The following is a 14,661-nucleotide window of genomic DNA, read 5'->3' as shown; positions in this document are numbered from 1 at the left end:
TCTCGTCAAGACCACCCAGCACAACCGCTCCGCCACAGAACTCAGGCTTCAGAAACAGCTAGCTGAGGATGCTTTGTGAGGTACTGAACTTCCTCGTCAAGGCGGTTGACGAGAAAGTTAAGAAGCTGGTCCTCATGAATCTCACTGTCTGCTTGCTGGGTCGTAGACACACCTTCAGCAAGCAGACGTTCTAACTAAGCGGCTTTGTGAAGTACTGAGNCCTCATGAATCTCACTGTCTGCTTGCTGGGTCGTAGACACACCTTCAGCAAGCAGACGTTCTAACTAAGCGGCTTTGTGAAGTACTGAGTCTCTGTTTAAGACAGAGGCCGGAAGTAACCCGTTCGCGACGCACTTCCGTCAGGTCTACCTCGACGGGGACGCTGGCAACGTCGAGGCCATGCTAGACTGGGACGGAGGAGGTGCACCCAACTGGTTCGGCATCATCTTGGCTTACCCGAAAACGGACCTCTCCGGTACCACGTCGCGAATATTCGACGCAGATCCGTTTTCCGGGGAGGTGCGTGTGTTCAATGTTGGCGGTCAGCCGGAGGAGGTCGTTAACAGATACTTCGCCGGCAACATCGGGTATATCAATTACGAACCCAACTCGGCCCCGTCGTCTCCGGTTGATACTATTATCTTTATCAATGGTTCTTCGACGGCGTTTAACTTGGAAAACCTGGTCGTAACCGGATCAGACGCCGATTACGATTACGCTTTCGCCCAGTACAACGGTGGTCGGAACTATTGGCCGATGGTTGACGACGGAGCGAATGGCCCCAACACGGCCATTCTCCAGAACCGGAGCGACACCAACGACACTGTGGTCTACGAGGGTCCGAGTGGGGACGTTAGCGAGGAAAGCGGTGGGACGCTAACGACCCCGATCGCGTGTCTTGGCGACCTAACGACAGTTAGCTAATGAGACGCGTTGATTTGTCAACAATGTATGACGATAGTATCACGGTCTCGGATGGAGGAGCAGCCATCTCCCTTGGGAGCGTTAACTACGACCCGATAACTAGCAGCGAACCCCATTACATGGCGTACTATTCATCTTGGCTTGCAGTCCTTCACTTTGATATTTTCTCCGTCTCGATACACAATAGCCTGACAATCATCTCTCCATGGTGAATCGGTGGCCGTTGCTATTTTTGGTCCTTTGTTATCTCCCCCGATAAACTGTCTCTCTTGAACTACCACATCAGAATAAATTAAGACCCGGGCAGCAGCCGCTTGCCCAAAGTAATTTTGAGACTGTGAGTACTGCCAGTCTCCGACGAACACAATTTCTTGGGCTTCAGTTATATCCCTCGACTTAATTTCTTGGCCTGCTTGGACTGCTGAGCCGTGTTCAACGGTCCCTTGGTCCATCGGCGTTAGTGGCGCGGCCAATGGACTGGTTACCGCTCCTGCAAGCGGAATTTCTGTTCCCGCGAGCAATCCCAACTCGAATACGCCAATATAGACAAGCATCAAACAGAGTCCGGTTGCAACTACTCCATACATGAGCCGATCTTCGGGCAGTGAATATTCAGCCGTTAGATGCTCTATGGCGGACTTCCCAAGCTTAGTACCAGAAAGGGCAATTGGGACTGTGAGTGCCCAGACGTAATACCAATGGTGAGCGCCGCCAGGCAACGCAAGCGGAATCGTCAACGCACTCACAAGCCACGATGAAAGGAGAACATCTACCTCTTCTTTCTCTTGATATGCACGCCATGTGAACACAATAGCGAGTATACACCCAAGCGGGATGAGAAGAGTTGCGGTGATCGATAACGGGTGAAGCGAAGATACTCCGAACCACCAGTCGGCCGTGAATAGCAACTCCCAATGGTTCTGGACGCCATAGGCGACAAGCGATGAAGCACCAGACGGTTTCGGTTGAAGGCCAGATAGATGTCGGACCACGGCGACAGTTGTTATTGCTACCCCACCAGTTAGAATCGCGGTTTTGAATCGGCGATGGTACACCAATATCGCAGTTGCGGGGAGGAGGATTGTCGCTTCCCACATGTGATTAGTGATCGCTAAAACGAGGGAGAAGAGTGCGAGGAGGTGCCATTTTCGCTCATTCGTGCTGCAATACCGGAGGACGCCGATGATCACTGCCGTCGTCAAGGCAATACTGAGTGTTTCAGGCCATGAGCGAGAGGAAAATCGGAGGAAGGTAGGGGAAAGCCACAGAAAAACAGGAGCAAGAATCAGACCGCGATCTCCCCAGTAGTAATGCCCGATATACGCGACGAGAAGGGCAGAGATGCTAGCACCAATTAGGGCGATCAGTCGCCCACCTTGAAGAAATTCGAGTTCAACAAGAGGAGCAGATAGGACACTGTGGAGATGCAATGCACTGTAACTTTCTTCAGGCGTCAGATATGTATAGGAGCTAAGAGGGTTTCGGGCAAATGCAAGGGCTTGGAAATATGATGCAATCTCACGTGCACGATTGTCGACGGTTGGTACTGGCGCTGTCAGCATTGGTAATAACGCAAGGGTTGGCACCGTTACGATCAGCGTGAGGAGACGTTTTTGATTGAATCTCATGCCTCCTACTTTTAATTTGTTCTTTAAATTGGTACCTATCTCGGAGATTGTATGAAAAGTACTGAAACCTGGTAGGTGTATCGCCACTTAGGAAATACGCTGTTTCGGCAGACTGCAGTTCGAGGCTGAAAAGCGTCTCGCCATCCATCATCTCTCAAGAAACGCCGGACAGAGGCCAGCGTCGAACCCCTATCCCGCCAGTAGTGGCCAATCAGGGATGGGCTCGAAATCGCCTGTGATAATATGGTTATTGACCTGCGCTGAAACGATCCTGGAAGTGGCGAGGGACGTCCCGGAATGAATCGATAGGTGGGTATCCGACTCGAAGATAGACGGAATCACCGTAACTCGATAAGATTTCTGACCAACAGAGCGGGTCTCGAACGAGTCTAACTGGCCCTAATCTCGAGCGCGACGACGGCTTGGATGCTAGAGTACGACTGGCGTCGGTCGATTGTCGGGGAGCAAGTCGCTTGAAGGCTATCGCCAGTTTTGAGGAAACCGGAATTTGTCCGATAGCCCATTCATATCAGAACTGGCCAATTCTAAATAGGAAATGTTTTGAAAGGTAAATGATGAAACTAATACAGTGGTTGATACACAAGTTAGCATCGTCCTCCCCGCCTACAACGAGGAGGATAGCATTGAACAGACGGTAATGATCTCACTTGAGACACTTGTCGACTTTCTACCGACGGGTACATTTGAGGTGATTATCGCAGAGGACGGCTGCGAGGACCGGACACCCGACATTGCGACCCAGCTCGCGGAGACTGACGATCGGATTCGGCACGTCCACAGCGACGAGAGACTCGGTCGGGGCGGGGCGCTTGAGTTCGCTTTCAATCAGGCGAACGGGGAGACGCTGGTGTACTACGACACCGACCTCGCGACAGATATGCGCCACCTTGAGGAACTGGTTGAAAGTGTCAGATTGGACGGTTACGACGTCGCGACGGGTTCACGGTGGCTGCCCGAGCACCAAGCAGAGCGACCGGCCAAACGCGGCATCCCGAGCCTTGGATTCAATATGCTCGTCCGCACCATACTTCGGTCAGATCTGAAGGATCATCAGTGTGGGTTCAAAGCAATCTCCCGATCTGCCTTCGAACAGCTTGGTCCTTCTATCAAAGACGAACACTGGTTCTGGGATACTGAACTGCTTGTGAAAGCCCAGCGAGAGGGATTCCGTGTCAAGGAATTTTCTGTCGACTGGGAACCGAAAGGCGATTCAAAAGTTGACCTTGTCCGTGATGTCTTCGGCATGGGGAGCCAGATACTTCGCACCTTTTGGGAACTGTCAGTTAGCCCGCGTATCACTCAGCGGGTGTCGCTGGGAGCCGGTACTCTGCTAGTTGCCCTCGCTATCTTACTGATGACGCAGTATCTGAATCCACAGACCATCCTCAACGAAATGGCCGGCGCAGCACCGGAACTCGTGGTCCTGAGCGCAATTATCTACTCTGTTTCGTGGCCGCTCCGCGGGCTTCGGTATCGTGATATCCTCAACTCAATGGGCTTTCACGAACAATGGGAATTCCTCACTGGTGCGATCTTTATCAGCCAAACTGGGAATCTTGTCTTCCCCGCTCGGCTTGGTGACGGAGTACGTGCCTACGTTGTGAAAGCCCGCCGGTCTATCCCATATGCTTCTGGATTTGCGTCGCTAGCCGCCGAGCGCGTTTTTGACCTGTTAACAATCACTGTGCTCGCTGGCACCGTAATGATAGGACTGGCTGCCACCGGCTCAGTTGGTGAGTTAATGTCTGCGCTGACTGGTGAGATGGTTGGCGGCGACACCAAGCAGAGTGGTCAGACTGCCGTCTATGTCGCTGCCGCCGTAGGATTTGCTGCCATCGGTGCTGTTGTCGCAATTATCGCCAGTACACACACCGAGGCAAACCTCGTTCGCACCACTATTAGCCGACTGAGCGACGACTCCTACGCCGACTATGTGGCTAGAATCGTTGAGGGCTTTGTTGCTGACATCCAGACTGTCACCACAGATGGATCGACTTTTGCCCGCGTCGGAATCAGTAGCTTAGCTATCTGGACGTTTGATGTCTTGACCGCATTGACTGTCTTTGCGGCTTTTGGATACCCGCTAACGCCCCTACTCGTTGCTGTCAGTTTCTTCGCTGTCAGCGTCGGGAATCTCGCCAAGGTCCTTCCTTTAACTCCCGGCGGTGTTGGCCTTTATGAGGGCGCATTTACGATCATTGTGGCGCCACTAACGCCAGTCAGCGTAGCTGCTGCGCTCAGCATTGCAATCGTTGACCACGCAGTCAAGAACATCGTCACCATCTTGGGCGGTATCGTCTCGATGGTATGGCTCAACGTTTCGCTGACGACTGCGGTAGAGCAGGCACAGACTGTAGACGAAGGTACTAAGGATCAAATCGGAGATACTTAATATAACTCATGCAGCTAGACGCTGAAATTGCCGTAGTCGGTGGCGGCATCGCTGGGCTCACGGCAGCATATCGGCTCCAAGAGCATGGATTCGATGTGTGCGTTTTCGAAGCGAGTGATGACCTTGGAGGACTAGCTTCCGTATATGAGACCTCCGGAGATCCAATTGAAAAATTCTATCACCACCTCTCAAAGTCAGAAGAAACTATTGTTGAACTCGCCGAAGAACTCGGTATAGGGAAAGACATTGAATGGCAGATCGGCAAGAACGCTTACTACATTAACGGTGATATTCACCCGATGGACAAGCCTTGGGAAATCTTCTCTTTTCCTTACTGGAACCTCTATGATAAGTTCCGCTTAGGCATGCTCACGCTTGATATCGATGTCCGTGGGGGAATTCCGAAATTCGACACCTACGAACAGTTGTCGGACTTCGAGGATGTTCCTGTCGAGGAGTTCGCTCGTGAGCACACTACCCCTAATGTCTATGAGACTTTCTTTGAACCACTGCTTGACGCCAAATTTGGTTCTCGCAAAGACGACGTTAGCGCCGCTTGGCTGCTAGGACGAATCAAATTCCGCGGAGAGCGTGACATGTTGAGGGGAGAGATTCTGGGCTATCTTGACGGCGGTTTCGGCCGTTTGCTTGACGCTCTTATTAATGCGGTGGGTCGGGAAAATATTGAATCCAATACCCGAGTGACAGACATCCAAACTGTGGACAACGAAGTCACTGGCCTAACCGCCGAACGTGAAAACGAAACCGGTGAGTCGGTGACTGAGAGTCATAACGTGGACAGCGTCGTTGTTGCGACAATGCCGAACGTCCTTGAAGATCTCACCGGCTATTCCTGCGATATTGACTTCCAGGGGACTGTCTGCTCGGTCATCAGTATGGAGGAATCTCTGCTCGAAACCTACTGGCTCAATATCGCTGATGATGCTCCCTTCGGAGCTCTCATCGAGCACACCAACTTCATCGAAAAAGAGCGCTACGGTGGCGAACATCTCTTGTACGTCGCGCGCTACATCCAGTCGCCTGAAGAGGAGGTCTGGCAACAGACCGATGACGAGATTCGCGAGACGTGGCTCTCAGGCATCGAGTCACTGTTTCCTGAGTTTGATCGTGATTCAGTCAATTGGGTGCGAACCGCCCGGAATCCTCGGACAGCACCGGTCTATGAACGAGGGTACCTCGACATGGTTGTCCCTTACGACCTTGGCGACGAGGTAGCTGACGAGGTCTACTACGCAGGCATGGCATCCTCAGCCCAATACCCTGAGCGCAGTCTCAATGGTGGAATAGTCGCAGGCTCTGAAGTGGCAGATCGCATTGTAGACAAATAATCTGCGGATCCTACCAGGACGCATCTCTGTCCCAAGTCAATGCGTGTTATGGCAGTGAGTTGATTTCCACACCACCCCCATTAGCGACCAAGATTCCTGGCTAGTAACACAGACCCCTGTTCAGTATTGGTGACGTTGAGACTCTGGTTGATTGTCCTATTCGAATATTCCATCTAGAGAGCATCGCGTGGTTCCTATTCTGAACAATTGTACTCCAGAATCCTGAGATCATCGACATCGAAATGGACGCTACTCATCTAGATTACCGATCTTAATGTCGTCGGTCGTCAACAGTTCATCGACTATCGGTCGATCAACTCGGTCGCCCCCAGTGGCGACATCTCGAGCACTGTCTAGATATGTACGTTGAGCATCTCGATCAGGGTGACGCCCACGCACCGCTGTCGTCGACACGCTTGAGGAGTAATCCATCGTGGCAGCATGATTAATATGACAAAGAACGCTCCTCGGTCGTCGGCATCAAGCGTCCACTCTCCACAGCGACATGGTCGCTCGACCGTCGTGGCTGGCTTTGAGGAACGATTCGGTGAAGTAGCCGTCAATGCACTCAGTTATCCTATCATAATGAAAACATACTTGCTCTTTTAAAAGCCAACACAGAGTTCGGCAGTTTGTCGAATGCGAGTCTAATCCGGGACAGGTTCTCTAAAATTCGGCCTCGCAGAGTAGATCGTACCCTACCTCAAGATCGACACACGGAACCACCGAGACAACTCTACCGGCCTATAGTGGGGATCGCGACGTTCATTTCGAGGGAAACTACTACAGAACACCGAAATCTGTTTGCTAACGTGCTGTCTACTCAGATAAGGTGGCTTGTATCGACATCGTCTGCCCTCATATATTCCTAATGACAGGAACGACTAGAGAGAGTACATCTCGTGTGCTTTCACTGCGTGTGTTCGGCGATCTCCGTCAGCGTCTCTAAGACGATCGCCGGATCGAGATCCAACTCATACTCGTCGTACTGCCCCCCGCTCAATCCCTTGTTCTGCCCGTGACGTCTAAGGAACCCCAGCATGTGGAGGTCCGAAAGATGATCTTGGATGCTCTTCAGCGTCGACAGCGGCGAGGTGGCGTGCGACTCCGCCACCCGCTCGTACGTTCGCTGGATCTCCTTCGACCGCGCCAGAACCTCGCCACTCGTCTGGCGGGTCGCGATCGCTTCCAAGGTACACGACACGTGCTCAGTTTGATCTCGGATCTTGTTCGCGACCCGACCGCGCTGTACTCGTTCCCGTGCGGTCTCGATATGGTCGTCCGTGACCGGCGCCTCGCCGTGCTGCTCCGCCAACTCCGCGCCAACGCGAAGCAGATTGAGCGCCTGCCGCGCGTTCCCCACCTCCTGCGCGGCCAACACTGCCGCCTTCGCGATCCCCGACGTGTCACGCGCCTCGTCGACGACAGCACGCACCGCCCAGTACTCCAGCATGGTTCACAGTGCCGCAGGGTCGGACGGACTGACGGAGCTTTCGGTCTCCATGGGCGTGTCCGTCACAGTCGGCGAGAGCGTCTGTCGAATCGTGTCGTCGGTGCCGACCCCGGGCACGCCGACTGTCGCGCCCGTGATGTGACCGTTTGCTCTCGCGCGTGGTAGTTCATACAGCAGCGTGTTCGCGTCCTCCAGATGGTCGATCTCGTCGCACACGACGCGGTGCGTCCCGCCGATGCGATCGAACTGTCGGTACAGTTCGTCGAACGCGTCTCCGGTCCCGAGTCCCCGCTCCGGGAATCGGCTGGCGAGTTCCAGAAAACCCGTCAACGAGACTGCGAACCCCGATTCCAAACACCGACGGGAGTACCGAAGAACGCCTCGTGGGCAGCGACTACTCGCCAACGCTGTTGAGCGCGCTGTTCAACTCGAAGAGCTCGCGGACGACATCGCTGTCCGCGACCCGATACCGTCGTGGTGATGTGTTCGGAACGTCCTCAATGAGTTCAACCTCACACAAGAGGTCGGTGTAGTTGCCAACAGTTTGGCGCGTGACGCCGGCGTGTGCTGCGAGTTCGGTTTTGTTGAACTCACGATTCGGCGGGAGATCAAGCAACGCGTCGACGAGAATCGGGATCGCATCGTGCTGCGTGAGATACAGCCACCCGCTTGGGTGCTCCTTCCGAAGTTCCTTCTTCGCCCCGCGGTCATCCGCGTGCTCCATACTGCTCATACAGAAAGCCACCATCTACGTGTATAAGCGTTCTCACGAGTATTAACGGTCATTAACACCTTTCTGTGAAAGTAGATTCAACTCTCCGCTATGGAGAAGCCGTCGGTGAAATGTGCCCTCTTGGCGACGATGTGAGCGAAACACAAGTGGGGCACACCGATTACCCGTTTGGGTCCGACAAATCGACGGTCGATTGGCGATTAGCTGTGTATTCAGAGTCGCAGAGGGCATCTGCCGAAATGATATGACGGTGGGTTCCGTACTGCCACGTATGACAATCGCCCGTGACGACGATGTTCTCGGCGGTGAACCCCGAATTAACGGGACGAGAGTCGGTGTTCGCCACGTCGCTGCCAGGGTGATCGACGGCGGTCAGTCGCCCGCTCACGTCGCAGACCAGTTCGATCTCCCGATTTCAGATGTCTACGAGGCGCTCTCGTACTACTACGGACACATCGAGGAGATGCGCGATCTCGAACGAGAGAACGAAGCGGCGTTCGATCGCGTCCGAGAGGTGTCGCTGAAGCCGAAAGAACCGGTTCAGTGACGACCGCTCAAATCCTGCTTGACGAACACGTCGGTCGCGTCTTCGAGCGACTGCTCCGGGAACGTGGACACGAGGTTGCGCAGGCTAAGGACTGATTTGGCGAGTACACGAGTAAAGACCGATTGCGGCCCCCTCGGGCTCATCACTACTCCCACCCCACCGTGTCAAGTGTTCTCTCCGGGGCAGGGTGGGACGCCTTCCGCTGAGACCCCACTGTGTCGAGTGTTCGAACGAGACGCTCCGGGGACCATCTGAAAGGACCCCGGTTTAATCCCCCGGTCACGTGATCCGCGCTGCTACACCCTTTGGAAGCACGATAGTGTTGGAGTCCCGAACTACGTCGTCGACGACACCGAGGTTGACGTCGAACTCGTACTGGCAACGTCGGGCCCTCCGGGCGGGCAGTACGAGGGACACACCGTACACCAAGTGAAATCAAGAGATGAAACCCTGTCAAACCGTCGTCAAACACGTCGAACCGAGTGACACCTGCCGAAACGGTACAACGCAGCCAACGTACCCAGTTCAGTTAGGACGACACCCCGACCAGGCTCTAGGCTCACAGACACACTTCCTACCGAGTGAGTTCCAACCAAAGTGAACAGACCGCAAAGTCCATCATCTCACCACCAAGGCCCGAATTGCCCGGCTTCTTTACTCTACCAGCAGCACAACGGTCGCCAATTTCACTCGGTGCCTAATGTGTGAGAGTAAGCTGTGTAGTATTTATACACTATCCAAACCCGGTCTAGAAGAGATAGAATTCGTCTGTTGTGTTCCTCACTCGGTACAGGGTCGGTGGCATTTCATGAGCTGAAGTATTTACCGCATCCTTGGTTCATCGCCACCCCCACCCCACCATGTCAAGTGTTCTTCCCGGGACGGAACGGAACCGCTGAGACCCTCCACATCCAGTGTTCGTACAACTCTGGCCGGAGCCATCCGAATGAATCCGAGCGAACTCACTCGATCCGCGCTGTCACGCCCTTCGGGAGCGCAATAGAATCAAAATCCCGAACAACATCGCCGACAATATCGAGGTCGACATCGAACTCGTACTGGTAGTAGTGCCCACCAGCCCGCCCCTCGTTTTTCATTTGCCGGTCGAGGATGCCGAGCATCGCCAGATCCGCGAGGTGGTCGTGCATACGACGACGAACGAGCGGGTCGACGTTGGAGCCCTCCGCGATACGTCGATACAGCGGGTACACGTCGCGGATCCGCGCCGGGGTCTCCTGCTCGAACGCGAGCTGTAACATGGCCACGAGCGCGAGATGCCCGTGTTTCGTCAGCTCGCGCATCCCGTGTTCGACCTGACTCTGCTCGAGCTTCTCGCGAGCCTGATGCACGTGCTCCTCTGTTAGTCGCTCCTCGCTGTTCGTCCGCGCAATCTCACCGGATTTATAGAGGATATCTAATGCCTGCCGGGCACTTCCCGTGTCCTGCGCCGCGATAGCGGCACACAGCGCGATCACGGCGTCGTCCACCGCGTCGTCGTACATCGCACCGGTCACTCGCTCTTCGAGGATGGCGCGCAGTTCCGGGGCGTTGTACGGCGAGAAGTGAATCTCCTCCTCACAGAGAGTGTCCTTCACCTTCGGAGAGAGGTCATCGCGGAAGCCGAAATCGTTGCTGATGCCGATCACGCCCGGCTTCGCGTTCGAGAGATAGCCATTTGACCGGGCTCGCGGGATCTCGTACAGAATTTCGTCGTCGCTGCCGATGTGGTCGATCTCGTCGAATACGAGGAGGATCGTCCCGCCGATCTGGTCGAGCTCCTCGTACAGGATATCGAACACGCGCTGTTGGGGATACCCGGTCGTGCTGATCCGGTCGTCTGCGGGTCGCAGCTGATTCACGAGGTTGACCGCGACCTGGTAGGAAGATGAGAGGTTCGTACAGTTGAGCCAGCAGACCGAGAGTTCGACGTCGTCGTACTGCTCCGTATCTCGCTGTAGTTGCTTCAACAGGTACCGAGAAACGGCTGTCTTCCCGACACCCGTTTTTCCGTACAAGAAGATATTTCGGGGTTGTGCGCCGTTGACGATCGGCTGAAGCGCGGCCATGTACGTCGAAATCTCGTCCTCGCGAGCGGTAATCGAATCCGGCTGGTAATCCTCGCGGAGCATGTCCTCATTGCGGAATATCTCCGTGTCCCGTGTGAACGTCGCCATCTTCCATCGCGTTCGACTCGGCCCATACGCATAAAACCACCGTGTCAAGTGTATCGTATGAAAATACAGATTATCGAAGTCTATCGGTTAGCACTTGACGTAGTGGAGTGTCTCTCGGTCAGTCCTCGTCGATAGCAACCGAGAGGAACACTCGACACGGTGGGGTGGGTTTCCTACGACACGACGGCTGGACCGGTTTCACTTGGTACAAGCTGTGGGCACATCCCAGCCTCCTATTTCAGTTCGATGCAAGTGGACCGCCTCGCAGTCGACCGAACCAGTTGTCGTTCGCGACTCCGGACAATCGACACCGGTCAACGCCTCCCGAGACGGTTCCCACGCACGAAACACTCGACACGGTGGGGTGAGAGATCTGACTCCTACTCCGGCAAGGAAAGCACTTGACATGGTGGGGTGTCACGTATCACTTCCTCCCGTCCCATTCACCCGCTGGCTTACCCATATATCGTCGCATCCTCGCGAGAAAGAGACGGAAAGCACACGAAACGTACTCTCTCTCACCAACTACTCTTTTGATCCGGCCGCAAGCTGAATCCCGTGTAGACTACATACCCGACCAAGCCCGATGATCGATCGCGCCCCCGTCGCTTTCATCGCTACCCCCATTGCGTCGAGTGTTCTTCCCGGAACGAGGTGAGACGAGCGGTGTCCGGTCGCCTACATCGAACACTCGACGCAGTGGGGTATGATACTGATCTATCCTCGATTCTATACAAGAACACTTGACACGGTGGGGTGGGGGATCCGACTGCTACTCCAACGAGATAAGCACTCGACACAGTGGGGAGTCGAGCGCTTACCCCGCCGACTCGCTCGCTTGCTCTCTCCTCAGGGTTGGCGGCGAAGTGACGAAGAAGCGCGGCGACGACGCTATCGACGATTCGCACATTGTCGAGGCTCAGGACCTCGTCCAGTGCGGCCGATTACGCAACCGGATTCGCGACCAGACCCAGCACGCCCACCTGCTGCTCGAACCGCTCGCGTCCCTCGAACAACGAGGCGCGACGCCGGCCCGGTCGAAGACGATCAAAACCTGGTACGAGCGCGTGACGAACGCACACGCCGTGGACTCGCGTACGACGCTGAAAAGCATCCAGAAGCACCTCTCGGATCTCCACAAGCTCGGCTTCCTCCAACGGACGAACCGAAACCGCGGGGAGAGCGGCGGCCGGTACGACGAGTACGATCTCGATCTCGCCCCCGAAATCGTCCTCGACAGCAGTGACGAGATCGAAACGGAACGCGACCGGTGATACCCCGCCGTAAAGACAGACGAAACGGACTCTCTCGCTTTGCTGGTGAGCGAGTGAGAATTGGGGGAAACCCCAGCACTTGTTCCCAGGTCTGTCTAGACGATCGGCTCGACGACGATGTGCTCCTGTGTCAGTCGGGGACTCTTCGCGTTGCCGTTCTTTTCGTACCGAACGATACCTAGCTCTGCGAGCTTCGCCAGATCTTGACTGACCTGCGATTTGTCTCGATCCAGCTCCCGGGCGAGTCCTCGAACAGACCCGATTTCCTTCTCGCGGAGCGTCTCGATAATCTCACGACGCTTCGGTGTGAGAGCGATCTCTGCGCTTTCCCAGCTGATCACTTGGACACCTTCCATCCCCCCTCGGGCGAGCGAGCGGGCCATCTCACCGCGAAGGTGACTGCGATCTTCCCGCCCTTCCATATCAATGGCAGTAGTTTCTGATTCAGTATCGGACATGTGTTAGTCTCCTTATCGTTGTTTTAGAACCACAACGAGTTAAATGTTTCTGAAAGGCTAATTTGCGACGAATAGGGGCAGTTTTGATACCACAACGGTCAAAATCAACAGATTTAATTTTATCCGACACGTATAGAATAAATGTAGGGGCGTTCTGCGCCTCTGAGACTGATTCACTACATACATGACTCGACAATCAGACTTTGAGTATGTCTACGAGGCGGATCGTGTTGGAGGAGTTGTGTTCCAGATCGGCGCGCGCGCCGATCCGAGCACAAACAATCCAGAGTCTTTTGCGGCCATCCTATTTTTCGAATTGGCTGATGGGTCCCGAATCGAGGTGGCAAAGGTGGATAACGCTGAACACGATGAGGGAGAAATCCACCTAGATCGGTTCTACCGGGAGACTGGTGCAGATATCAAGGATTTCCAAGTACCCATCTCAAATCTTTGGGAGGCTGAGGATCACCTCAATGAACACGCTCGAACGTACGGTGCCTTGTTTTGCCGCCTAGTGATGACGGTCTGGGACGCTCTTACTGTAATATTCCGTCAGATTAACCCGGAAATGGACGCCGTCTGGCNTGCCTTGTTTTGCCGCCTAGTGATGACGGTCTGGGACGCTCTTACTGTAATATTCCGTCAGATTAACCCGGAAATGGACGCCGTCTGGCGATATGGCATCGCTCAGACGGCTTGCTTGGATGTGTCGAGATCTTGCCAAACAGCATGTTGATGATCCGGACGTACCCGCCGCGCCGGACGGCGCGGACGGGTACGCCGAGTGGGTGCAGATCGCGTTGATCCTGTATCGCGTCGAACTCGAAAAGAGTCTCCGTGAGACCGAAGACTACCTCAACGAGATGCCCGGCGTCCTCGCCGTGTTTGATCTTGACGACGCACCGCACTACAGCTCGTTTTGTCGGTGGGAAAATGAGTACCGAATGCGTGAACTCCGCCGCCTGCTCCGCACTTCGGCGGAGCAGGCGGGCTGGAGTGGTGAAGCTGCAATTGACGCAAGCGGCTTTCAACGCGATCAAACGAGTTACCACTACCGCGACCGCGCAGACTTCTCGTTCCAGTCGATGAAGACGACGATCTTGATCGACGTGAACTCACTAGCAATCAAAGACGTTCATTTCACGACGCAGAAGGCGTGGGACGGCCACATTGGGATGCAGGTCTTCCGCCGGAACGCGGAAGACCTGCGTGTGTTATCTGCCGACGCGAACTACTCATGGAGCGATCTCCGTGAGGAGTGTCGCTCCAACTCAACGCGACCACTGATCAAGCACAGAGAGCAAACACCGCTACAGAAGGCTCACAACGCCCGGATGAATGAGGATTACAACCAGCGCTGGATGAGTGAAACGGGCTTCTCGCAGTTGAAGGAAGACGACGGCGAGAAGCTACGCTCCCGGAGCTGGCACGGCCAGTTCCGGGAGTTCACGCGGAAGTGCATCATCCATAACCTAACGCAGGCGGCGAGTTAGGGCTCGCCGCCTGCTCCCCCTTCTCCGGACATATTTGGGAGAGGCATCGCCGTCGTCATCTGATCAAGGAAGTAAGCTACCATAGTTTTGACCCTTTGACAACCACCGCCAGCGGCAGCTACTGCATCTTCTGCGTGTAAGAACCAGTCTTTGACACCGTGAAACCGTGAGTTATCGACCCTACCCCGACGCTGTCTTGCGTTCAACAAGGCAAC

General features: G+C 54.8%; 13 protein-coding genes. 6 read left to right on the top strand and 7 right to left on the bottom strand.

Annotated features, from left to right (window positions below; all coding sequences use genetic code 11):
* Nucleotides 1–399 precede the first annotated feature (399 nt).
* The gene (locus C466_RS07310) at nt 400–924 is read left to right on the top strand and encodes a hypothetical protein (RefSeq protein ID WP_004598859.1); all 525 of its coding nucleotides are present in this window, start codon (nt 400–402) and stop codon (nt 922–924) included.
* A gap of 131 nt (nt 925–1,055) precedes the next feature.
* On the opposite strand, the gene C466_RS15990 is transcribed toward C466_RS07310, so the two are convergent.
* A complete protein-coding gene (locus tag C466_RS15990; protein ID WP_080505993.1) occupies nt 1,056–2,552 on the bottom strand; it encodes an ArnT family glycosyltransferase in 1,497 nt (498 codons plus the stop codon).
* 589 nt (nt 2,553–3,141) lie between these two features.
* Between C466_RS15990 and C466_RS07305 the strand changes: the two genes are divergently transcribed.
* Both C466_RS07305 and C466_RS07300 read left to right on the top strand, forming a co-directional pair.
* The gene (locus tag C466_RS07305; protein ID WP_004598860.1) at nt 3,142–4,965 is read left to right on the top strand and encodes a flippase-like domain-containing protein; all 1,824 of its coding nucleotides are present in this window, start codon (nt 3,142–3,144) and stop codon (nt 4,963–4,965) included.
* An 8-nt stretch (nt 4,966–4,973) separates the two neighbouring features.
* A complete protein-coding gene (locus tag C466_RS07300; protein ID WP_049908417.1) occupies nt 4,974–6,314 on the top strand; it encodes an NAD(P)/FAD-dependent oxidoreductase in 1,341 nt (446 codons plus the stop codon).
* A gap of 910 nt (nt 6,315–7,224) precedes the next feature.
* Here C466_RS07300 and C466_RS07295 read toward each other — a convergent pair.
* From C466_RS07295 to C466_RS07290, 3 genes are read right to left on the bottom strand one after another with little or no spacing between them, the layout of a single operon-like run.
* Nucleotides 7,225–7,767, bottom strand: coding sequence for a Cdc6/Cdc18 family protein (locus C466_RS07295; protein WP_239641200.1), 543 nt, complete (start codon nt 7,765–7,767; stop codon nt 7,225–7,227).
* A 3-nt stretch (nt 7,768–7,770) separates the two neighbouring features.
* Entirely contained in the window at nt 7,771–8,121 is a 351-nt protein-coding gene (locus C466_RS17305; RefSeq protein ID WP_239641199.1) for a hypothetical protein, read from the bottom strand.
* Nucleotides 8,122–8,161: 40 nt separating this feature from the next.
* Complete coding sequence (locus tag C466_RS07290; protein WP_193366046.1) at nt 8,162–8,500, bottom strand: hypothetical protein; 339 nt, start codon at nt 8,498–8,500, stop codon at nt 8,162–8,164.
* A gap of 271 nt (nt 8,501–8,771) precedes the next feature.
* Between C466_RS07290 and C466_RS07285 the strand changes: the two genes are divergently transcribed.
* A complete protein-coding gene (locus tag C466_RS07285; RefSeq protein ID WP_049908418.1) occupies nt 8,772–9,047 on the top strand; it encodes a DUF433 domain-containing protein in 276 nt (91 codons plus the stop codon).
* Between the two features lie 279 nt (nt 9,048–9,326).
* Here C466_RS07285 and C466_RS16775 read toward each other — a convergent pair whose 3' ends face one another.
* A complete protein-coding gene (locus tag C466_RS16775; RefSeq protein ID WP_160163048.1) occupies nt 9,327–9,464 on the bottom strand; it encodes a hypothetical protein in 138 nt (45 codons plus the stop codon).
* Nucleotides 9,465–10,009: 545 nt separating this feature from the next.
* Nucleotides 10,010–11,221 (bottom strand): orc1/cdc6 family replication initiation protein, encoded by a 1,212-nt coding sequence (locus C466_RS07280; RefSeq protein ID WP_004598864.1) that lies wholly within the window; start codon nt 11,219–11,221, stop codon nt 10,010–10,012.
* Nucleotides 11,222–12,087: 866 nt separating this feature from the next.
* Between C466_RS07280 and C466_RS07275 the strand changes: the two genes are divergently transcribed.
* A complete protein-coding gene (locus C466_RS07275) occupies nt 12,088–12,495 on the top strand; it encodes a Cdc6/Cdc18 family protein (RefSeq protein ID WP_004598865.1) in 408 nt (135 codons plus the stop codon).
* A gap of 95 nt (nt 12,496–12,590) precedes the next feature.
* Here C466_RS07275 and C466_RS07270 read toward each other — a convergent pair whose 3' ends face one another.
* Nucleotides 12,591–12,953 (bottom strand): HVO_A0114 family putative DNA-binding protein, encoded by a 363-nt coding sequence (locus C466_RS07270; protein WP_223174209.1) that lies wholly within the window; start codon nt 12,951–12,953, stop codon nt 12,591–12,593.
* A 677-nt stretch (nt 12,954–13,630) separates the two neighbouring features.
* On the opposite strand from C466_RS07270, the gene C466_RS07265 reads away from it, so the two are divergent.
* Nucleotides 13,631–14,446 (top strand): IS5 family transposase, encoded by an 816-nt coding sequence (locus C466_RS07265; protein ID WP_080505997.1) that lies wholly within the window; start codon nt 13,631–13,633, stop codon nt 14,444–14,446.
* Nucleotides 14,447–14,661: the final 215 nt, after the last annotated feature.

The sequence above is a fragment of the Halorubrum distributum JCM 10118 genome (assembly GCF_000337335.1).
GTDB classification, from domain to species: domain Archaea; phylum Halobacteriota; class Halobacteria; order Halobacteriales; family Haloferacaceae; genus Halorubrum; species Halorubrum distributum.
Note: the sequence above shows the minus strand (reverse complement) of the source record. Positions and strands in the feature narration are given on the sequence as shown.

Bases quoted from the DNA above. Each gene is read 5' to 3' on its own strand.
- C466_RS07270 (WP_223174209.1), bottom strand. From the start codon at position 12,953: ATGTCCGATACTGAATCAGAAACTACTGCCATTGATATGGAAGGGCGG.
- C466_RS07265 (WP_080505997.1), top strand. From the start codon at position 13,631: ATGGCATCGCTCAGACGGCTTGCTTGGATGTGTCGAGATCTTGCCAAA.
- C466_RS07300 (WP_049908417.1), top strand. From the start codon at position 4,974: ATGCAGCTAGACGCTGAAATTGCCGTAGTCGGTGGCGGCATCGCTGGG.
- C466_RS07285 (WP_049908418.1), top strand. From the start codon at position 8,772: ATGACAATCGCCCGTGACGACGATGTTCTCGGCGGTGAACCCCGAATT.
- C466_RS07310 (WP_004598859.1), top strand. From the start codon at position 400: ATGCTAGACTGGGACGGAGGAGGTGCACCCAACTGGTTCGGCATCATC.
- C466_RS15990 (WP_080505993.1), bottom strand. From the start codon at position 2,552: ATGAGATTCAATCAAAAACGTCTCCTCACGCTGATCGTAACGGTGCCA.
- C466_RS07290 (WP_193366046.1), bottom strand. From the start codon at position 8,500: ATGAGCAGTATGGAGCACGCGGATGACCGCGGGGCGAAGAAGGAACTT.
- C466_RS07295 (WP_239641200.1), bottom strand. From the start codon at position 7,767: ATGCTGGAGTACTGGGCGGTGCGTGCTGTCGTCGACGAGGCGCGTGAC.
- C466_RS07280 (WP_004598864.1), bottom strand. From the start codon at position 11,221: ATGGCGACGTTCACACGGGACACGGAGATATTCCGCAATGAGGACATG.